Origin of the sequence: Arthrobacter sunyaminii (assembly GCF_018866305.1) — a bacterium.
In the GTDB taxonomy this organism is placed as follows: Bacteria; Actinomycetota; Actinomycetes; order Actinomycetales; family Micrococcaceae; genus Arthrobacter_B; species Arthrobacter_B sunyaminii.
Genome location: NZ_CP076456.1, coordinates 3,791,867 through 3,810,059 on the forward strand (window position 1 = coordinate 3,791,867; position 18,193 = coordinate 3,810,059).

Genomic DNA, 18,193 nt, shown 5'->3' on the forward strand with positions numbered 1-18,193 from the left:
GCCGGGCTAGGATGTGGGGATGACTTCCGAGGAGACGACCGCCACAGTTCTGACGGCAGAGACCCAGGCAGCCCTTGACCGTGCCGTTTCTTCCACGCACCGCCATGAAGCCCTCTTTTCAGACCGTGCCTTCCATATCAAGCAGTCGGCGGTGCGTGACGTCTTTGACATCTCCATCCGGCCGGGGCTGATCTCGCTGGCGGGAGGCAGCCCCTATCTGCGTTCGCTTCCCCTGGCCGAACTGGGCCTGTCGGCGCAGCGCATCATCGCCGAACACGGACTCGAAGCGCTGCAGTACGGTGCCGGACAGGGCATGGAGGAACTCCGCATCCAGGCCTGTGAGGTCATGGCAGCGGAAGGAATTACCGACGCCGATCCTGCGGACATTGTCATCACCACGGGCTCCCAGTCCGCCCAGGACGTTGCCGCCAAAGTATTCTGCAACCCCGGAGACGTGGTGCTGTGCGAGGACCCAACCTATGTTGGGGCGCTGAACGCCTTCGAAGCGTACGAGGTTCAGATGCACGCCCTTCCGGTGGACAGTGAGGGCCTGGTGCCTGAAGCGCTGGAGGAAGCGATCGCTTCGCTGCGGAAGCAGGGCAAGACCATCAAGATGCTCTACATCATTCCCAGTTTCAACAATCCCAGCGGAGTGACCCTGGCCGCCCGCAGACGGCCCCGCATCGTGGAAATCTGCGCGCGGGCGAACATCCTCATCCTCGAGGACAACCCCTACGGAATGCTCCGCTTTGACGGGAACCCGCTGGTCCCGCTGCGGGCAGGCAATCCCGATGACGTCCTGTACCTGGGTTCCTTCTCCAAGATCTTTGCCCCGGGCGTCCGGGTGGGCTGGGCACTGGTCCCCCGCCATCTGCACCGCCGCTTCTACCTGGCCTGCGAGGCTGTGGTCCTCTGCCCGTCGCCGCTCACGCAAATGCTGGTGTCCGCCTATCTGCGCGACTACGACTGGATGCAGAACATCCGCGACTCCCGGATGCTGTATGCCTCACGCTGCGCCGCCATGCTCGCGGCGCTGACCGAAGAACTGCCCGACGGCGTGAGCTGGACGGTGCCCGACGGCGGATTCTTTGTGTGGCTGAGCCTGCCCGAAGGCGTGGACACCTATCCCCTGCTGTACGAGGCCATCGATGCAGGTGTGGTGTTCATCCCCGGAGCCGCGTTCTCACCGTCGGATGAACCTTCCAACAAGTTGAGACTGGCCTTCAGCGCTGTTTCAGAAGAGGACATTGCCGAGGGCGTGCGGCGGCTCGCCCCGGTCCTGCGCCGCGCCATGGACCACGCTGCAGGCTAGCGGTTCCTTCGCCGCCGTTCCAGGAACGGAAAGACGACGAGAAACAGGCCCAGGATGATCAGCAGACGCCAGAAGGTGCCCAGTCCGGGGAACAGCATGATCAGCAGGCTGGAGATGACAAAGGCCACTGCCAGCAGGATAAGCGTGCGTTTAAGGTCAATGCGCGGCGGGCCGCCTTGCCCCTGGGGGCTCCGAGGAATAGTCATAGTGTCCCGATCGTATCCGCCGTCAGCCGCGAAAGCAGTGCCTGCTGTGCGTTTGGCCTCTCCGCTGCCTAATCCAGCAGCAGTGCAGGCTCCTCCAGGATGGATGCGACGTCGGCCATGAAACGCGCGGAAAGGTCACCGTCCACCACCCGGTGGTCGAAGGAACCGCCCAGGGTGGTCACCCAGCGCGGAACGACTTCGCCGTCCACCACCCAGGGCTTTTGCTTGATCGTCCCGAAGGCCACGATGGCCACTTCACCGGGGTTGATGATGGGTGTGCCGGTGTCGATGCCCAGGGCGCCGATGTTGGTGATGGTGAGGGTTCCGCCCGACATGTCCGCCGGCGGGGTTTTCCCTGCCCGCGCCGTCGTCGCCAAGGAGTTGAGGGCCATGGCCAGTTCCTTCAGAGACAGGTCCTGGGCATCCTTGATGTTCGGGACCATTAGTCCGCGGGGCGTGGCGGCAGCAATTCCGAGGTTCATGAAGTGCTTGACCAGGATTTCGTCCCCGGCCCAGGTGGCGTTGACCGACGGGTTGCGGGCGGCAGCCCAGATCACGGCCTTTGCCAGGATCAGCAGCGGCGAGACCTTGATGCCGTCAAAGTCCCGTGACGCCTTCAGGCGCTTGACGAACTCCATGGTCCGTGAGGCGTCCACATCCACGAAAATGCTGACGTGGGGTGCGGAAAATGCGCTGTCCACCATGGCCTTGGCCGTAGCCCGGCGCACTCCCTTGACCGGGATGCGTTCAATCCGCTCGTCACGGGGCTTCTGCGCGCCTGCCCAGAAGGTATCCGCGGACTTCTGCTCGGCTTCGCGCTGCGCCTGGTAGCTGATCAAATCCTGCTTGGTCACCTCGCCGCCGGCGCCGGTTGCCGGCACTTCCGCCAGGTTGATGCCGAGGTCCTTCGCCGCCTTGCGCACCGGGGGCTTGGCCAGCACCCGCTGGATCAGGCGGGAGAGGGTGTCCTGCACCGCGGCGCCTGCAGCAGCGACGGCCGGCGTGCGGGCATCGAGTGAGCGCCCGGGGTTCGGTGCCGGCGACGGCGCCGCGGGTGAGGGTGCCGCCGGTGAGGGTGCCGCGCCTGACGGAGCCGGCTGGCTGACGGGCGAAGGAGCAGTCCGGCCGGTCCGCGGCCGCCGCTTCACGGCGTCGGCCTTGGGGCCTGTGCCGGTGAGGGAAGCGCTGGGCTGCCCGTCGTCGTCGGCTGCCGCCGGAACGGGCGCGGGGGTCATGGGCGCCCCCGGCTGCTGGCCGCTCTCCTGGGCCGGTGAACCGGCCGTGACGCTGATAATGGGCGTTCCGACATCCACTGTCTGCCCCTCCTCCACCAGCAGCGCAGACACGGTGCCGGCGTAGGGCGAGGGGAGCTCCACCAGTGATTTTGCCGTCTCAATCTCAACGATGACGTCATTGACGGCCACGGTGTCGCCGGTTTGAACCTTCCACTGGACAATGTCGGCCTCGGTCAGACCCTCGCCCACGTCGGGAAGGTGGAACGTTCTTTCAGTCATGGTTTCTCAATCTTTGTGTGCGGCAAACTGCTTGGCGGCCGGAGGTTAGTAGGCGAAAGACCGGTCCAGGGCATCCATCAGCTTGTCGATGTCCGGCAGATAGTGCTCTTCGACCTTGGCCACCGGATACGGCATGTGGAAACCGCCGACACGGATCACAGGTGCCTCCAGGGACAGGAACGCGCGTTCGGTTACCCGGGCCGCGATCTCCCCGCCGATTCCGCCGAACGTGGGGGCTTCGTGGGTGACGATAAGGCGGCCGGTCTTGCGGACCGACTCGGTGACGGTGTCGAAATCGATCGGCGAGATGGAGCGCAGGTCAATCACTTCGATGCTGCGTCCGTCTTCCTCAGCGGCCTTCGCGGCGGCGAGGGCCACCGGCACCAGCGGTCCATACGCCACGATGGTGGCGTCGGTGCCTTCGCGCAGAACGTGGGCCGCAAACGGATCACCCGAGGGCTTTTCCGTGTCGACGTCGCCCTTCAGCCAGTAGCGGCGCTTGGGTTCGAAAACGATCACCGGATCAAGGCAGGTCATGGCCTGCTGGATCATCCAATAGGCGTCCTGGGGGCTGGACGGGGTAAGGATCCGCAGCCCGGCCGTATGGGCAAACAGTGCTTCCGGTGATTCCGAGTGGTGTTCGATGGATCCGATTCCGCCGCCGTAGGGGATCCGGATAACCACCGGCGCGCTGAGGGCTCCCTCGCTTCGCGAATGCATCTTGGCCAGCTGGGTGGTGATCTGGTTGAACCCGGGGAAGACAAAGCCGTCAAACTGAATTTCGCAGACAGGCGTGTAGCCGCGCAGCGCGAGACCGATAGCGGTACCGATGATCCCGGATTCCGCCAGCGGAGTGTCCATTACCCGGTCCGCGCCAAAGTCCGCTTTGAGCCCTTCGGTTACGCGGTAAACGCCGCCCAGATCGCCAATGTCTTCGCCCATCAGCAGCGACTTGGGGTTCTGTGACAGTCCTGCCCTCAGTCCGGCGTTAATGGCTTTGGCCATGGTCATCGTGCTCATGCGGTGGGCTCCTGGGAGTCGGCAAAGCCAGCCTCGTAGCGGCGGTGGAACTCCAGTTCCTCCTGGATCAGCGGGTGTGCTTCGGCGTAGACGTCGGTAAAGGCATCCGTAAACCCCGGTGATGACATGGCAAGCACATCCTGACGGAGCTTCTCCGCCATGGCCTGTCCTTCCGCCGCCAGCGTCTCGAAGAATTCGTCATCCGCCAGCCCCGCGGCACGGAGGTGCTTCTCCAGCCGGGTGAGCGGATCACGCGAGATCCAGGCTTCCTCATCGGCGCTGAGACGGTACTTTGTGGGGTCGTCGGCGGTGGTGTGGGCACTCATCCGGTAGGTGAAGGCCTCGATCAGCACCGGCCCCTTGCCCGAGCGCGCGTGTTCCAGCGCCCAGCTCGTGACGGCCCGGACGGCAACCGCGTCATTGCCGTCCACGCGGATGCCCGGGAAACCGTAGCCCTTGGCCCGGTTGGCGAGCGGAATGCGGGACTGCACTTCGGTGGGCACCGAGATGGCCCAGTGGTTGTTCTGGCAGAAGAACACCACGGGCGCGTCGTAGGAGGCCGCGAAGACCATGGCTTCGTGGACGTCGCCCTCGGAGCTGGCACCGTCGCCGAAGTAGGCCACTGTGGCGGCCTCGGGCAGCTGCGAATCCAGCTTGCGGTCACGGGCCATGCCCATGGCGTAGCCGACGGCGTGCGGCACCTGTGCGGCGAGGACCAGCGTGTAGAGGTGGAAATTTGTTTCGCTGGGGTCCCACCCTCCGTGGGATACACCGCGGAACCGGCGCAGCAGCGAAGACAGTTCCAGGCCCCGCGTCAGTGCGACGCCGTGCTCCCGGTAAGTGGGGAAGACGTAGTCCTGCGGCTGCAGGGCACTGCCGGAGCCGATCTGCGCGCCTTCCTGCCCGGTCATCGGCACCCACATCACCAATTCACCCTGGCGCTGCAGCGCCGTGGCTTCCTGGTCGAAGCGGCGGATGGTGTACATGTCCCGGTACATGCCGCGAAGATCTTCGGCGTCCAGCTCGGCAGCATAGGCACCGTAGGGACCCTGCAGGAGAAGCTCACCCTCCGGGCTGAGCATCTGGACCATGGCCGGATCGGCCTCCCTGCCCAAAATGCCGATGTCCGCGTTGCCTGCCTCGTCTTCAGGCAGGCCGGAAGCGTTGGCCTCCGGCCGGACAGCCAGGTGCTTCAGATCCATGCTTACTCCTCGCCGGGGCGGTCAGCGACCTGCCCCGCGCTAGATACATATGCCTCAGAAGGAATAGATCACCACTGCGGCATATATGCGGAACGTACCTCCCCAGCCTAACGAGGGCCGCGTCCCGGTCCGCAGTCAGGACACGCTAGGAAACCCCGGGTCCCTTTGTATAGGTCGCACATAGCGCGAGGAATCGAGTGTTGGCCTCCTGCTCACCGATGGTGACCCGCACGCCCTCCGTTCCGAACGCCCGCGCAGCCAGGGCCTGCTGCTCCGCCAGTGCCGCAAACTCGGGGGTATTCTCCCCCAAATCCAGCCAGACAAAGTTTCCCTGCGCCTCGGGTATCCGCCATCCGAGCGCCTTCAAACCCGCCACAACCCGGGTCCGCTCCTCGACGAGTCCTTGTATTCTTTCCACAAGTTCACCGTGGTGCTGCAGTGAGGCAACGGCAGCTGTTTCCGCCAGCTGGGAGACGGCAAACGGCACCGCCGCCACCCGCAGGTACTGGGTCACCGGGGGGTGTGACACGGAGTACCCGACGCGGAGGCCCGCCAGTCCGGCACCCTTCGAGAACGTCCGCAGCACCACAACATTGGGGTGTTCCCGGTACATCTCGATCCCGTTCACGGCCTCCGGATCCCGGACAAAGTCTTCATACGCTTCATCGATCACCACCAGTACGTCAGCGGGCACCTGGACAAGGAAGTCCTCAACCTGGACGGAGGTCAAAGCCGGACCGGTGGGGTTGTTGGGCGTGCACAGCAGGATCACGCGCGTCCGGTCGGTAATAGCCGCCGCCATGGCTTCCAGGTCATGGGTGCCGTCCGCCCGCAGCGGCACCTGGACGCCGTCCGCCCCGGACAGCCCCACGCTGATGGGATAGGCCTCGAAGGAGCGCCACGGGTAGATGACCTCGTCCGGAATGCCGTGCTCGTTCTGTCCGGCAAACGTGGAAAGCAGCTGGTTCAGGGCACCCAAGCTGCCGGCGCCGGTGACGATATCCTCAGCCGGCACGTCCAGGAACGCCGCGAGTTCAGTACGCAGGGCCGTGGACAGCGGGTCCGGGTACCGGTTGATGTCCTGCCTGTTGCTGATGGCCTCAAGCACGGCCGGCAGGGGCGGAAAGGGGTTTTCATTGGATGACAGCTTGTAGCTCTGCAGCCCCTCGATAATCGCCGGCGGCTTGCCCGCGGCGTAGCGGGGCAGCTTCCCCATCACGTTTCGGGGGCGGATCTCGGGAGCCCGGACCTCAGCGGCGTGGGTGTCCTTTTCGGTGGTCGTCATGGGCTTAAGCGTAGTCGCCTTCCACCAGTGGGTGATTTGGAACACTGAAGCCGGTCCATGCCTCCCTCCGCGTCTTGAGCATGCGACTGTGTCAGCATGGAGCCATGCGCTTCCTGATCCAGATCATCATTAATGCCCTCGCCCTGTATGTGGCCGCGTGGCTGTTTCCCGGCATCACGGTCTTCGAAACGGGCGACGCCGTCACCGGCAACCCCACCATTGATCTGGTGCTGGCGTTCCTCTTTATCGGGCTGCTGTTCGGTATTGTCAACGCACTGATCCGGCCGGTCGTCAAGCTTCTGACTCTGCCGCTGACCATCCTGACTTTGGGACTTTTCACGATTGTCGTCAACGCGGCCATGCTCATGCTGACGTCTTGGCTGAGCAGCTACACCCCGGTTGATTTCAGCGTGGATTCCTTTTTCTGGACCGCCATACTCGCCTCAATCATCATCAGCCTGGTCTCCATGGTGGCCGGTTCACTGACCGGGACCCGCCGGTAGCGGGGATGGTGCCCGCGGAGAAGGCATTGGGGCGGGCGCGGGCGACGGCGCTCGTTTCGCCTGGCCGGCCGCATTCTTCGAAGGTGTGGGCGCCGGTTTCCGGGAAAAGCTGAAGAGGCTCCTCGTGGCGATTGATGCGGGCGGAATGATCTCCGCGAGGTATCCCAGCGAATCCTTTAAGGACGGGTCTGCGCTGGCATCAGCCTGGTCGGCCAGCTCCAAATAGAGGTCCAGGTCATGCGCCGGACCCAGTCCGTCACGGCTGGCATCCGCGGGAACCGCGGTCCGTCCCGTCACCGTAACCCGGTCGGCGGTGTCCGGGTTCAGGGTTCCGTCCGCGCCGGGGACCCAGTCCTGATAGTGCTCCAGGTGGAGCACTTTCACTCCATCCGGCGTGCTCCTGTCCCCTGCGGGCGCGGCCGCCGTCACCACCATCTCAACGGAGAATTCTCCCGACTCCGCCAGGCGTGCTCCGGTATTCACGGCGTGGATCCCGCCCTGGCTGTAGCCGACCAGGATGACCGCGTCCTCTGCTGAGGCTCCCGCCTGCCGCAGGGCGTCCGCCACGGCATCGGCAATATATTGGCTGTCCCGTGCACGGCCCTCCGCAATTCCGTAGTTGTCGAAGGGGTTCGGTCCCACAACTATGGTGCCGCTGTCCTGAGTGCCGGGCAGGGTGACAATCCGGACACGGCGTTCACCCTCGTCCACGGTCAGTATTTCCACCACGCCCCGTTCCGGTCCGTCCAGCAGGGTTTTTGAACGTTCCAGCAAACCCCGGGCCGATCCGGCAAGCGGAACCGGCGCCCCGCTGTCCTCCAGCGCGGTGACGTCGATCGGTCTAAGCTCTCCGAACCTGCCCTCTGCCAGCCGCTCCAGCAACTTTTCAATGAGAAAGCCGTCAAACGGCGGAACCATCAGTTCGCTCACACTGCGCTCGGGGAAGCCGCCACCGCCTCTCCGCCACACTTCGATCCCCGCCGGCACTCCGACGGCCAGCCACGAAATCGCTTCTTCCAACCGCCCTTCCGTGTCCAGATAATTCCGGGCAGCCCGGCGAAGATCAACGGCGGCTTCCTCCAGCTCCTGCTGGTTCCGGGAAAGGCCTTTGATGACGAGCTCCGCAGCGCCGGCTGCCTCACGGGCGTGGATGTGCACCGCGCTCGTTCCAACGAGCAGCAAATACATTTCCATGCATCCGGACCGCAGGGAGGTGAGCTGTCCAACGGTTTCCTCCAACGCGCCGGCCACTGACTCCAGCTCCCCGTACTCCACCGTCAGGCCGTGTGCACCGCCCCGGACATGGATTCCCGCCGCGGCATTGTCTTCCGTGGACCATTGATAAGACATCTATGACACCTCATGACCAGAGGCACGGATTTCCTCCACATGCCGGGCAACGGCCTCAGCACAGGTTCTCAGATCTTCCAGCGTGGTCGACACGTTCTTGATGTGCTGCCGGAGGAGGGCCGTGAATTCTCCCGCCGCCGGGGAATACCAGTCCATCCGGATGAGCGCCGGCAGATCCTGTTCGATACCCGCCAGGTCCTTCACCGCCCGGGCGACCCAAGCGGCTGCCTCGCCCGCAGCGTAGACATCGCGCGGGTTGACCACAATCGACTCCGCAGACCTGTCCATCAGCCACCTCCCTTTCCTGGCGGGCTGAACACCCGTTCAGCGATTGCCGTTTCAGTTCTTTCATGTCCGGTCCTCCAGCGGTTCTTCCGGGCTGGGGATGGGGAGGAGCATTCGCCGTCGTCACAGTGCATGCGGCCCTGTGGAGGACAAGGACCGGGTCCCGACCCTCCTATGTCACAGAGCGCCTATGTCACAGAGCGGGAGGCCCCGGTGGAACATGAAAGAATTAGCGCATGGCTGAATCCGCTGCTCCCCGCGTCCCCCTTGCCTCCGTCACCCCCGCCATTGCCCTTGGCCCGCTGGACGGCCGCTACCGCGGCGTCACGGCACCGCTGGTGGACTACCTGTCCGAGGCCGCCCTGAACCGCGACCGCACGCACGTGGAAGTGGAGTGGCTGATCCACCTCACCTCCAACTCAGTGCTGCCGGGCACCTCCCCGCTCAGCGATGAGCAGCAGGCACAGCTGCGCGAAATCGTCACCGGCTTCGACGGCGCCTCCATCACGGAACTGGCCGAGATTGAGCAGGTCACCGTCCACGATGTGAAGGCCGTGGAGTACTACATCGGCCGCCGGCTGGCAGCGGTCGGCATTGAAAACCTGACGGCCCTGGTGCACTTCGGCTGCACCTCCGAGGACGTCAACAACCTCTCCTACGCCCTGGGTATTAAGGGTGCAGTGGAAAACGTGTGGCTTCCCGCAGCACATGACCTGGTGGACCGGATCACCGTCATGGCCGAAGAAACCCGTTCCGTGCCGATGCTCTCTCGCACCCACGGACAGCCGGCCACGCCCACCACGCTGGGCAAGGAACTGGCCGTCACTGCGCACCGGCTCACCCGCCAGCTGCGCCGGATCGAGAAGACCGAGTACCTGGGCAAGATCAACGGCGCCACCGGCACCTACGCCGCCCACTACGCTTCGGTGCCCGGCGCCGACTGGCAGCAGGTGGCCCGCAGCTTTGTGGAGGGCCTGGGCCTGACCTGGAATCCCCTCACCACGCAGATTGAGTCCCATGACTGGCAGGCCGAGCTCTACGCGGACATCGCCCGCTTCAACCGGATCCTGCACAACTTCTGCACGGATGTGTGGAGTTACATCTCCATTGGCTACTTCAAGCAGATCCCGGTGGCCGGCGCCACCGGTTCCTCCACCATGCCGCACAAGGTCAACCCGATCCGCTTCGAGAACGCCGAAGCCAACCTGGAGATTTCCAACGGCCTGCTGGACACCCTGGCCTCCACGCTGGTGACTTCCCGCTGGCAGCGCGACCTCACCGATTCCTCTTCCCAGCGCAACATTGGCGTGGCCTTTGGCCACTCCGTGCTGGCCATCTCCAACGTGGCCAAGGGCCTGGAGCGGCTGGATGTGGCCGACGACGTCCTTGCCGCGGATCTGGACACCAACTGGGAGGTGCTCGGCGAAGCCATCCAGATGGTGATGCGCGCCGAGGCCATCGCCGGTGCTCCCGGCATGGAAAACCCGTACGAGCGCCTCAAGGAACTGACCCGCGGCCACCGCGTGGACGCGGAGCGGATGCGTGAATTCGTCACCGGTCTGGGACTGCCCGCCGAGGCTGAGGCCCGCCTGCTCGACCTCACCCCCGGCAAGTACATCGGCATTGCCGATTCCCTGGTGGACCACGTCACCAAGTAGTCCAAAACGTACGACGACGGCGGGAGGCCGGGTTTTCCAACCCGGCCACCCGCCGTCGTCGTTTTGAACACGCCGGACCTTTAGGGTTGGCCCATGACCGGTTTCCCGCAGCTGCTCCACACGGTTTTGGACACTACTGATGTGCGGGCCCTGGCGGAGTTCTACCGCCAGCTGCTCGGGCTGCAGTATCACCACGGAGATGAACCCGCGCCGGAAGGCGCACCCGACAACGTCGATTGGCTGGTACTGACCGACGCGCACGGCAACCGAAAACTCGCTTTTCAGCACGTGGAACAGCTTGAGCGGACCACCTGGCCCAGGCCTGCTGTGCCCATGCAGATGCACCTTGACCTCACCGTTCCCGACCGTGGGACGCTCGAAGACCAGCACTCCAGGGCAATGGCGCTGGGTGCTGAACTCCTTTTCGACCGGACGGATGATCCCGAGGAGCCGTTGTACGTCTACGTCGACCCGGCCGGGCACCCGTTCTGCATCTTCGTAGCCTGAAGCGGACTCAAGACCCCGCATTTGGGCGGCGGGCCCGTGAAAGGCAGACTGGGCGTCATGGGGTTCATGACTAAGATTCAGCGATACCTCGGCGTGGAGCCGGTAAAGGTACTCGACCAGTATGAGAAAGCAACACGCGCAGCACATTTAACGTGCCGGAGGTGCGGAGCCTTTGTCGCAGCTGAGCACCAGATGTTGCACAACAGCTGGCACGCGGCCCACGACGGGTAGGGGGCTGATGCCCCTACCCGCCCACGTGTTTCCGGGTTCCTAGTCCGCGGCAGCCAGCTGGCCGCAGGCGCCGTCGATCTCCTTGCCGCGGGTGTCGCGCAGGGTGGTGGGGATGCCGGCGTCGATCAGGTGGTTGATGAACTCGCGGGTCACGTGCGGTTCCGGCGAGGTCCAGATGGAACCCGGCGTGGGGTTCAGCGGAATCGGATTCACGTGCACCCAGCCGCGGCCGCGGGAGTTCAGCTTCTTGGCCAGCAGGTCCGCGCGCCACGGATGATCGTTCATGTCCTTGATCAGCGCATATTCGATCGAGACGCGGCGGCCGGTGACGCGGTAGTAGTTGTACGCGGCGTCCAGGGCCTCGTCCACCTTCCAGCGGCTGTTCACCGGAATCAGCTCGTCACGCAGTTCGTCATCGGGAGCATGCAGGCTCAGAGCGAACGTCACCGGGATGTTCTCCTCGGCCAGCTTGTTGATTGCCGGCACCAGGCCCACGGTGGAAACGGTGATGTTCCGGGCGCTCATGCCCAGGCCCTCGGGAACCTCTGCGGCCATCCGGTGCACGGCATTCATCACGCGCTTGTAGTTGGCCAGCGGCTCACCCATGCCCATGAAGACAATGTTGGTGACGCGCTCGGCGTCGTGCCCGCCGTCGCGGCGCTTGCCGCCGAGGCCGCCTTCCTTGATCACCCGGTTGGCCTGGACAATCTGGTCCAGGATTTCCGCCGTGGACATGTTCCGGGTCAGACCGGCCTGGCCGGTGGCGCAGAACGGGCAGTTCATGCCGCAGCCGCACTGGCTGGACACGCACAGCGTGATGCGGCCGGGGTAACGCATCAGGACGGACTCCACGAGGGAACCGTCGAAGAGGCGCCACAGGAACTTGATGGTGTCGCCGTTGTCCGTGGTCAGGCGTTTGACCTCGGTGAGCAGCGTCGGGAACATTTCCTTCACCAGGTCATCGCGGCGCTCCTTGGGGAGGTCGCTCATGGCTTCGGGGTCCGTGGTGTAGTGCTGGAAGTAGTGCACTGAGAGCTGCTTGGCGCGGAACGCCGGGAGGCCCAGCTCTTTAAGCTTGGCCTGGCGCTCGGGCAGGGTCAGGTCAGCCAGATGGACCGGCGGCTGCGACACCCGCGGGGACTTGAACTGGAGCAGCGGGCGGCCGTCGGGTTCCTTGGCCTGTTCCCAGCCCTCGGTGGCGGGCCGCACCTGCGTCTTCCGTGCCTGCAGCTGGGCCTTGGAGGTGCCAACCGGTCTGGACGGGTTTGCGGGGGAAGTATCGAGGGAAGTCATCCCTTCCATTTTTGCATGCATCCGGGTTCTCCGCTTCTCTTAGCCAACTTGCCATGCAGCTGAAACACCGCTGAAACGGCACGCCCCTAGATTGAAGGAAAATCCCGTTCCGGAGCACCCTCAGCAGGAGGCCCTATGCTTGCCGATCAGCCGCCGCACCTCACCATCCGCGAAGTGCCCTGGAGCAACCCCGTGGGCGCTGACCTGCGCGCCGCCCAGCAGGCAGAATTGAACAGCCGTTGGGGAACATCCGCACCCGAACCGGCGCCGCCCACCGCCGAAGACGTGGCCGTTTTCCTCGTTGCGTATGAGAAGAGCTCCGGCCAGCCGCTTGGCTGCGGCGGGCTGCGGCGGCTGGATGACTCGACGGCCGAGATTAAACGGATCTATGTTCTTCCCTACGCCCGGGGTTCCGGCGTGGCCACCGCCGTGCTGACCGCCCTGGAGTACCGGGCGCGGGCCGCCGGATATGCAGTCATCGCCGCCGAATCAGGGTCGGCCCAGCCCGACGGCCAGCGCTTTTACCGGCACGGCGGCTACACCGTGGTGCCCAACTTCGGCCCCTACGCCGAGGTGGCGGACTCGGTGTGCTTCGCGAAGACCATCGGCCCGGGTGTCCAGCCGCCAATCCCTCCGGCGGCCGCTCCCTGGGGCAGGCTCGGCTGAGGCGTGGCCAACCGGCCGAGCGCAACCGCACGTCAGTAGTCGACGCGGTTCTCCGCAACAGTCCAGGCCTCAAACGGGGCGGTTGCCGACACATCCTGAGCCGCAGCCTGCGTCACCTGAAGCGAGCGCTCCGCAACCGGCTTCTCAAAGTACTCGTAGAACACAGCATCATCGAAGCCTGCGCGGGCCGCATCATGGCGGTCCGCCGCAAAAACCACACGGTCCAATCGAGCCCAGAGTGAAGACGCCAGGCACATGGGGCAGGGTTCGCAGCTGGTGTACAGCACGGCGCCGCTGAGGTCGTGGGTTCCGGTGCCGGCACCGGCGGCCCGGATGGCCGTCACTTCGGCGTGCGCCGTTGGGTCATTGTTGGCGGTGACCCGGTTGAGGCCCTCAAAAACCGAACCGTCGGCCGTGACGACGATGGCACCGAACGGACCGCCGCCGGCGGCAACGTTGGCGGTGGCCAGCTTGATGGCACGGGCAAGGTACTGAGCGTCACTGGTGGTCATGGATATCTCCTTGAATGCGGATGGCGGCAACAGCTGCCGGATCTGCCAGGTAGATAGCACCATGCGGTGCCCGCCTTCGGCAGCACAAGGCTAACATCGCAGGCCGATAAAGGGCTGCACCGTGATCCGGCTCTGGACGGGGCAGCGCAGCTGTGACAGCGTTCTTAGAGGGGGACGGAAGGCTGCACCTTCGAAAGGACATGGCCGTGGAGCGCATGATTTTTCCCAATCTCCCTGTTGCCGACCTTCGCAGATCCACTGAGTTTTATCTGGGTTTGGGATTCAAGCAGAGCCCCCAATTCAGCAACGACGACTGCGCCGCCGTGATCATTTCCGACACCATTGTTGTCATGCTGCTTCACCAGGAGTTCTTCTCGGGGTTCCTTCCCGAAGGCGACACCCCGCACCTGCGCGCGGCGGGCAAGGAAGTGCTGAACTGCCTGAGCTGCGACACCCGCGAAGAAGTGGACACTTTCCTGGCGAACGCCGCGAAGAACGGCGGAGCCGTGTTTCAACCCGCGCGCGAACAGATGCCGGGCATGTATTCCGGCGCCGCCACCGACCCGGACGGGCACGTCTGGGAGTTCATGTGGATGGATCCGTCCATCCCCGAGTAGAGACCCGGCAGGACCTGGGAGGGCTTCGCTTGTATCCCGTCATTTATCCGCACCTCCCGGTATCCGACCTGGACCGGTCCACCGGCTTTTACATGGGCTTGGGCTTTACCCTCAATGAGCGGCTCAGCAATGTTGACCTCTCGGCCCTGAATATTTCTGCCGCCATTGTGCTGGTGCTTTTGCCCAGGCCGGTCAGCCAGGAAGGCCGCACGGCCCTGGCCTTTCCCACCCGCGGCGAGGTGGATGAGATTCTCGCCGCCTGCGCGCCGAGCGGCGGCAGGGTGGTGTCCCGTGCCCGGCTCCGGGACAGGGGCGTCTATCTGGGAACGGCCGCGGATCCGGATGGGCACTTGTGGGATTTTTTATGCCGGGACGGCGAGCCGTGGGAGGGGAACCTGTAGCCTCAGGCGGAAGTACTGACACTTACCGAAGGAACCCACGGGCATGGCCATCAGTCCAGGAACCGCAGCGCAGACCGGCTCCCCGTCTGCGCATGCAGCCGACAGCCAGGACGTAATCCGGGTCTCCGGAGCACGGGAAAACAACCTCCGGGGGATCAGCCTTGAGATCCCCAAGCGCCGCCTCACTGCCTTTACCGGCGTCTCCGGCTCCGGCAAGAGCTCGCTGGTCTTCGGCACGATTGCGGCGGAGTCGCAGCGGCTGATCAACGAAACCTACAGCGCCTTTGTGCAGGGCTTCATGCCCAATCTGGCCCGCCCGGATGTTGATTTGCTGGAGGGGCTGACCACGGCCATCATCGTTGACCAGGAGCGGATGGGAGCCAACCCGCGGTCCACCGTGGGCACAGCCACAGACGCGAACGCCATGCTGCGGATCATCTTCAGCCGGCTCGGCCAGCCGCAGATCGGCTCCCCCAACGCGTATTCGTTCAATGTCCCCTCGGTGAAGGCCAGCGGAGCCATCACCGTGGAACGCGGCGGCCGGACCAAGGCAGAGAAGGCCACCTTCAACCGGCTCGGCGGCATGTGCCCGCGCTGCGAAGGAATGGGGTCCGTGACTGACTTCGATCTGACAGCGCTCTACGATGACAGCAAATCCCTGAATGAGGGCGCGCTCACCATCCCCGGCTACAGCATGGACGGCTGGTACGGCCGCATATACAGCGGCACCGGCTTCTTCGATCCGGACAAGCCGATCGCCAGGTTCACGAAGCGGGAACTGCACGACCTGCTGTACAAGGAACCCACCAAGATCAAGGTGGACGGCATCAACCTGACCTATGAGGGGCTGATTCCCAAAATACAGAAGTCCATGCTGTCCAAAGACCCGGAGGCCATGCAGCCGCACATCCGCGCGTTTGTGGATAAGGCCATCACGTTCACCACCTGTCCCGAGTGCGGCGGCACCCGGCTCAGCGCCGAGGCCCGTTCCTCGAAGATCAACGGCAAGAACATCGCCGACGCGTGCGCCCTTCAAATCTCCGACCTCGCGGAATGGGTCCGCACCCTCAACGAGCCGTCAGTGGCACCGCTGCTGGCCGGGCTGCAGCACCTGCTGGACTCCTTCGCTGAAATCGGTCTCGGCTACCTCAGCCTGGACCGGCCCTCGGGAACGCTTTCGGGCGGGGAGTCCCAGCGCACCAAGATGATCCGCCACCTCGGATCCTCATTGACGGACGTGACGTACGTTTTTGACGAACCGACCATCGGCCTGCATCCGCATGACATCGAACGGATGAACCGGCTGCTCCTGCAACTGCGGGACAAGGGCAACACCGTGCTGGTCGTCGAGCACAAACCCGAAACCATCGCCGTCGCCGACCATGTCATCGATTTGGGTCCCGGAGCCGGGAGCGACGGCGGAACGGTCTGTTTTGAAGGCACGGTGGCGGACCTTCGCACCAGCGGCACCGTTACCGGAAATCACCTGGACGACCGGGCACGCCTGAAGGACAGTGTCCGCACCCCCGACGGCGCACTGGAGGTCCGCGGCGCCGGAACGAACAACCTCCGGGACGTCGACGTTGATATCCCGCTGGGCGTGTTCTGTGTGCTCACCGGGGTGGCGGGCTCGGGAAAAAGCTCGCTGATCTCCGGATCGGTGGCACGCCGGGACGGGGTCGTCGTGATTGACCAGGGGGCCATCAAAGGGTCCCGGCGCAGCAACCCGGCCACCTACACCGGGCTGCTGGAGCCGATCCGCAAGGCCTTTGCGAAGGCAAATAACGTCAAGCCCGCACTGTTCAGTTCCAATTCAGAAGGTGCCTGCCCAATCTGCAACGGAGCAGGCGTGATCTTCACCGACCTGGGAGTAATGGCTACGGTGGAGTCCACCTGTGAAGAATGCGGAGGCAAGCGTTTCCAGGCGGCCGTCCTGGAATACACCTTGGGCGGCAAGAACATTTCCGAAGTGCTCGGCATGTCCGTCACCGACGCTGAGCTCTTCTTTGGCAGCAGCGGTGAAGCCTCCACCCCGGCAGCGCACAAGGTCCTGGTTCGGCTCGCCGACGTCGGCCTGGGCTACCTGCACCTCGGCCAGCCGCTCACCACGCTCTCCGGCGGGGAGCGGCAGCGGCTGAAGCTGGCCGCCCAAATGGCCGAAAAGGGCACTGTCTATGTCCTGGACGAGCCCACCACCGGACTGCACCTCGCGGATGTGGAACAGCTGCTGGGGCTGCTGGACAGGCTGGTTGATTCCGGTAAATCGGTGATTGTCATTGAGCACCACCAGGCCGTAATGGCGCACGCCGACTGGATTATCGATCTGGGGCCGGGTGCCGGGCACGACGGCGGCCGGATAGTGTTCGAGGGCACGCCGGCGGACCTCGTGGCCGGCAAAACCACGCTCACCGGCCAGCATCTGGCGGCTTATGTGGGCGCCTGAGTCGGTTTAGCCGGCCGGCTGCACGCAGATGGTGTCCATGGTGACGGTTACCGCGCCGTCGCCCTCTTCTGCGGTGAGCGTGACCTGGATGCCGCCGGTCTCCTTCAGGGAGGCAGCGTGCGTTCCGCCGCAGGGAATGGAAACAGTGCCCCCGGGCAGGTCAACGCTCCAGCGGCGCATGTCGGTGAGGCCGACGCCGTCGCACTCGATCCGAACCTCTGCCCCGGTGGCGGTCCAGTCCGCCAGGATGGCATTGATACCGGCTTCCGCAGCGGGCAGGTCCGCCAGCAGGGTGTCCGGGACAAAGCCCTTGCGGCGCAGGGATTTGCCGAGCCGGTACACATCGGTGGAGCCGTGCTCGGTGATGGTGGAGGTCTCGATGGCCAGGGCGTCGAAGTTCGGGTTGCCGGCGGCATCCGTCAGGACGTCCTTTTTCCAGGCTCCGGCAAGCTGCCGGTTCAGGGCCAGCGACGCCAGGTGGCAGGCCGTATGCCCCGCAGACAGGGCGCTCCGGTAGGCGGCGTCCACGTCAATCCGCACGGAGTCCCCTTCCCGCACGGCCGCACCGGCCGGGAGCAGGTGGGCAACCGTGAAGGCCCAGCCTTCGGTGCCCTTCTTCACCGGAACATCCGCACCCAGGAACAGATCGGTTCCGTCGGTGGCCGCCACCACGGCGTCGCGGATTTCATGAGAGGTGCCGTCGGCAGTGGTCAGCACCGCACGGTCCGCTCCCTGGTCCGGCCACCCGGCATCCACCGGATGCACGGCGGTGGTGTCCAGCAGGACCACGCGGGCGCCGTCGGCGTCTGAAACGTGCAGCACGGTGCCGGAGGACTCCACGGCGCCGGCGGGATAGGTGACAGTTGTATCTACGGTAGGCAGGCTCACAGCCCCACCCTACCGAGGAAACATTGCCGCCTCGAGCGTGACGGCGGTCACTGGATTCTTCTTCCCGGCTCACATGGGGGTAGAGTTCTAAGTACGACGCGGGGTGGAGCAGTTCGGTAGCTCGCTGGGCTCATAACCCAGAGGTCGCAAGTTCAAATCTTGCCCCCGCAACCAAGAAGATGGTCCCCATCGGTGAAAACCGGTGGGGACCGTTTTGTTTAAGCGGACAGGACGGTTGTCGGCATCACACCGCCTCCGGTAGGTTTCAGCACCAATGGGACTCTACTCAAGGGCGGTACG

The 18,193-nt window shown here is 64.7% G+C and carries 18 protein-coding genes and 1 tRNA gene; 9 read left to right on the forward strand and 10 right to left on the reverse strand.

The window, feature by feature from the left end; all coding sequences use genetic code 11:
• Positions 1–19: 19 nt before the first annotated feature.
• Entirely contained in the window at positions 20–1,312 is a 1,293-nt protein-coding gene (locus KG104_RS17315) for an aminotransferase-like domain-containing protein (RefSeq protein ID WP_207348217.1), read from the forward strand.
• On the opposite strand, the gene KG104_RS17320 is transcribed toward KG104_RS17315, so the two are convergent.
• The 5 genes from KG104_RS17320 to KG104_RS17340 form a co-directional block, all read right to left on the reverse strand.
• Complete coding sequence (locus KG104_RS17320) at positions 1,309–1,518, reverse strand: hypothetical protein (protein ID WP_104053370.1); 210 nt, start codon at positions 1,516–1,518, stop codon at positions 1,309–1,311. The two genes, KG104_RS17315 and KG104_RS17320, sit on opposite strands and share 4 nt — an antisense overlap.
• 68 nt (positions 1,519–1,586) lie before the next feature.
• The gene (locus KG104_RS17325; RefSeq protein WP_207348216.1) at positions 1,587–3,032 is read right to left on the reverse strand and encodes a dihydrolipoamide acetyltransferase family protein; all 1,446 of its coding nucleotides are present in this window, start codon (positions 3,030–3,032) and stop codon (positions 1,587–1,589) included.
• Positions 3,033–3,077: 45 nt separating this feature from the next.
• Positions 3,078–4,052 (reverse strand): alpha-ketoacid dehydrogenase subunit beta, encoded by a 975-nt coding sequence (locus tag KG104_RS17330; RefSeq protein ID WP_104102320.1) that lies wholly within the window; start codon positions 4,050–4,052, stop codon positions 3,078–3,080.
• On the reverse strand, positions 4,049–5,254 hold the full coding sequence (pdhA, locus tag KG104_RS17335) for a pyruvate dehydrogenase (acetyl-transferring) E1 component subunit alpha (RefSeq protein ID WP_372434190.1): 1,206 nt from the start codon (positions 5,252–5,254) through the stop codon (positions 4,049–4,051). The genes KG104_RS17330 and pdhA overlap by 4 nt, the downstream gene beginning before the upstream one ends.
• Positions 5,255–5,399: 145 nt before the next feature.
• Positions 5,400–6,539, reverse strand: coding sequence for a histidinol-phosphate transaminase (locus tag KG104_RS17340; protein ID WP_207348215.1), 1,140 nt, complete (start codon positions 6,537–6,539; stop codon positions 5,400–5,402).
• Between the two features lie 104 nt (positions 6,540–6,643).
• On the opposite strand from KG104_RS17340, the gene KG104_RS17345 reads away from it, so the two are divergent.
• Positions 6,644–7,042, forward strand: coding sequence for a phage holin family protein (locus KG104_RS17345; RefSeq protein WP_104053374.1), 399 nt, complete (start codon positions 6,644–6,646; stop codon positions 7,040–7,042).
• Here the strand turns inward: KG104_RS17345 and KG104_RS17350 are convergent.
• Entirely contained in the window at positions 7,019–8,392 is a 1,374-nt protein-coding gene (locus tag KG104_RS17350) for an alpha/beta hydrolase (protein ID WP_207348214.1), read from the reverse strand. The two genes, KG104_RS17345 and KG104_RS17350, sit on opposite strands and share 24 nt — an antisense overlap.
• Positions 8,393–8,680 carry a hypothetical protein gene (locus tag KG104_RS17355; RefSeq protein WP_104160066.1) on the reverse strand — a complete coding sequence of 96 codons (288 nt, stop codon included), beginning with the start codon at positions 8,678–8,680 and terminating at the stop codon, positions 8,393–8,395.
• Between the two features lie 233 nt (positions 8,681–8,913).
• Here KG104_RS17355 and purB point away from each other — a divergent pair, with 233 nt between their 5' ends.
• Complete coding sequence (purB, locus tag KG104_RS17360; protein WP_104160065.1) at positions 8,914–10,335, forward strand: adenylosuccinate lyase; 1,422 nt, start codon at positions 8,914–8,916, stop codon at positions 10,333–10,335.
• A 93-nt stretch (positions 10,336–10,428) separates the two neighbouring features.
• Positions 10,429–10,842, forward strand: coding sequence for a VOC family protein (locus tag KG104_RS17365; RefSeq protein WP_207348213.1), 414 nt, complete (start codon positions 10,429–10,431; stop codon positions 10,840–10,842).
• A gap of 270 nt (positions 10,843–11,112) precedes the next feature.
• Here KG104_RS17365 and rlmN read toward each other — a convergent pair whose 3' ends face one another.
• Positions 11,113–12,366, reverse strand: coding sequence for a dual-specificity RNA methyltransferase RlmN (rlmN, locus tag KG104_RS17370; RefSeq protein ID WP_237685545.1), 1,254 nt, complete (start codon positions 12,364–12,366; stop codon positions 11,113–11,115).
• A gap of 135 nt (positions 12,367–12,501) precedes the next feature.
• On the opposite strand from rlmN, the gene KG104_RS17375 reads away from it, so the two are divergent.
• Complete coding sequence (locus KG104_RS17375) at positions 12,502–13,032, forward strand: GNAT family N-acetyltransferase (protein WP_104053383.1); 531 nt, start codon at positions 12,502–12,504, stop codon at positions 13,030–13,032.
• 32 nt (positions 13,033–13,064) lie between these two features.
• Here the strand turns inward: KG104_RS17375 and KG104_RS17380 are convergent, their stop codons facing one another.
• Positions 13,065–13,544, reverse strand: coding sequence for a nucleoside deaminase (locus tag KG104_RS17380; RefSeq protein ID WP_207348212.1), 480 nt, complete (start codon positions 13,542–13,544; stop codon positions 13,065–13,067).
• Positions 13,545–13,759: 215 nt separating this feature from the next.
• Here KG104_RS17380 and KG104_RS17385 point away from each other — a divergent pair, with 215 nt between their 5' ends.
• Genes KG104_RS17385 through KG104_RS17395 form a run of 3 tightly spaced genes read left to right on the forward strand, consistent with a single transcriptional unit; the run spans position 13,760 to position 17,005 of the window.
• The gene (locus KG104_RS17385) at positions 13,760–14,161 is read left to right on the forward strand and encodes a VOC family protein (RefSeq protein ID WP_237685606.1); all 402 of its coding nucleotides are present in this window, start codon (positions 13,760–13,762) and stop codon (positions 14,159–14,161) included.
• Positions 14,162–14,190: 29 nt separating this feature from the next.
• Positions 14,191–14,562, forward strand: a complete 372-nt coding sequence (locus tag KG104_RS17390) for a VOC family protein (protein WP_104053385.1) — start codon at positions 14,191–14,193, stop codon at positions 14,560–14,562.
• Positions 14,563–14,605: 43 nt separating this feature from the next.
• Positions 14,606–17,005, forward strand: a complete 2,400-nt coding sequence (locus KG104_RS17395; protein ID WP_207348211.1) for an ATP-binding cassette domain-containing protein — start codon at positions 14,606–14,608, stop codon at positions 17,003–17,005.
• Positions 17,006–17,011: 6 nt separating this feature from the next.
• On the opposite strand, the gene KG104_RS17400 is transcribed toward KG104_RS17395, so the two are convergent.
• The gene (locus KG104_RS17400) at positions 17,012–17,893 is read right to left on the reverse strand and encodes an alanyl-tRNA editing protein (protein WP_207348210.1); all 882 of its coding nucleotides are present in this window, start codon (positions 17,891–17,893) and stop codon (positions 17,012–17,014) included.
• Positions 17,894–17,990: 97 nt separating this feature from the next.
• Between KG104_RS17400 and KG104_RS17405 the strand changes: the two genes are divergently transcribed.
• Positions 17,991–18,067, forward strand: a tRNA-Met gene (locus tag KG104_RS17405).
• Positions 18,068–18,193: the final 126 nt, after the last annotated feature.

Bases quoted from the DNA above. Each gene is read 5' to 3' on its own strand.
- KG104_RS17385 (WP_237685606.1), top strand. From the start codon at position 13,760: ATGATTTTTCCCAATCTCCCTGTTGCCGACCTTCGCAGATCCACTGAG.
- KG104_RS17395 (WP_207348211.1), top strand. From the start codon at position 14,606: ATGGCCATCAGTCCAGGAACCGCAGCGCAGACCGGCTCCCCGTCTGCG.
- KG104_RS17330 (WP_104102320.1), bottom strand. From the start codon at position 4,052: ATGAGCACGATGACCATGGCCAAAGCCATTAACGCCGGACTGAGGGCA.
- KG104_RS17345 (WP_104053374.1), top strand. From the start codon at position 6,644: ATGCGCTTCCTGATCCAGATCATCATTAATGCCCTCGCCCTGTATGTG.
- KG104_RS17355 (WP_104160066.1), bottom strand. From the start codon at position 8,680: ATGGACAGGTCTGCGGAGTCGATTGTGGTCAACCCGCGCGATGTCTAC.
- pdhA (WP_372434190.1), bottom strand. From the start codon at position 5,254: ATGGATCTGAAGCACCTGGCTGTCCGGCCGGAGGCCAACGCTTCCGGC.
- KG104_RS17315 (WP_207348217.1), top strand. From the start codon at position 20: ATGACTTCCGAGGAGACGACCGCCACAGTTCTGACGGCAGAGACCCAG.
- KG104_RS17375 (WP_104053383.1), top strand. From the start codon at position 12,502: ATGCTTGCCGATCAGCCGCCGCACCTCACCATCCGCGAAGTGCCCTGG.
- KG104_RS17340 (WP_207348215.1), bottom strand. From the start codon at position 6,539: ATGACGACCACCGAAAAGGACACCCACGCCGCTGAGGTCCGGGCTCCC.
- KG104_RS17320 (WP_104053370.1), bottom strand. From the start codon at position 1,518: ATGACTATTCCTCGGAGCCCCCAGGGGCAAGGCGGCCCGCCGCGCATT.
- KG104_RS17380 (WP_207348212.1), bottom strand. From the start codon at position 13,544: ATGACCACCAGTGACGCTCAGTACCTTGCCCGTGCCATCAAGCTGGCC.
- purB (WP_104160065.1), top strand. From the start codon at position 8,914: ATGGCTGAATCCGCTGCTCCCCGCGTCCCCCTTGCCTCCGTCACCCCC.
- KG104_RS17350 (WP_207348214.1), bottom strand. From the start codon at position 8,392: ATGTCTTATCAATGGTCCACGGAAGACAATGCCGCGGCGGGAATCCAT.
- rlmN (WP_237685545.1), bottom strand. From the start codon at position 12,366: ATGACTTCCCTCGATACTTCCCCCGCAAACCCGTCCAGACCGGTTGGC.
- KG104_RS17365 (WP_207348213.1), top strand. From the start codon at position 10,429: ATGACCGGTTTCCCGCAGCTGCTCCACACGGTTTTGGACACTACTGAT.
- KG104_RS17325 (WP_207348216.1), bottom strand. From the start codon at position 3,032: ATGACTGAAAGAACGTTCCACCTTCCCGACGTGGGCGAGGGTCTGACC.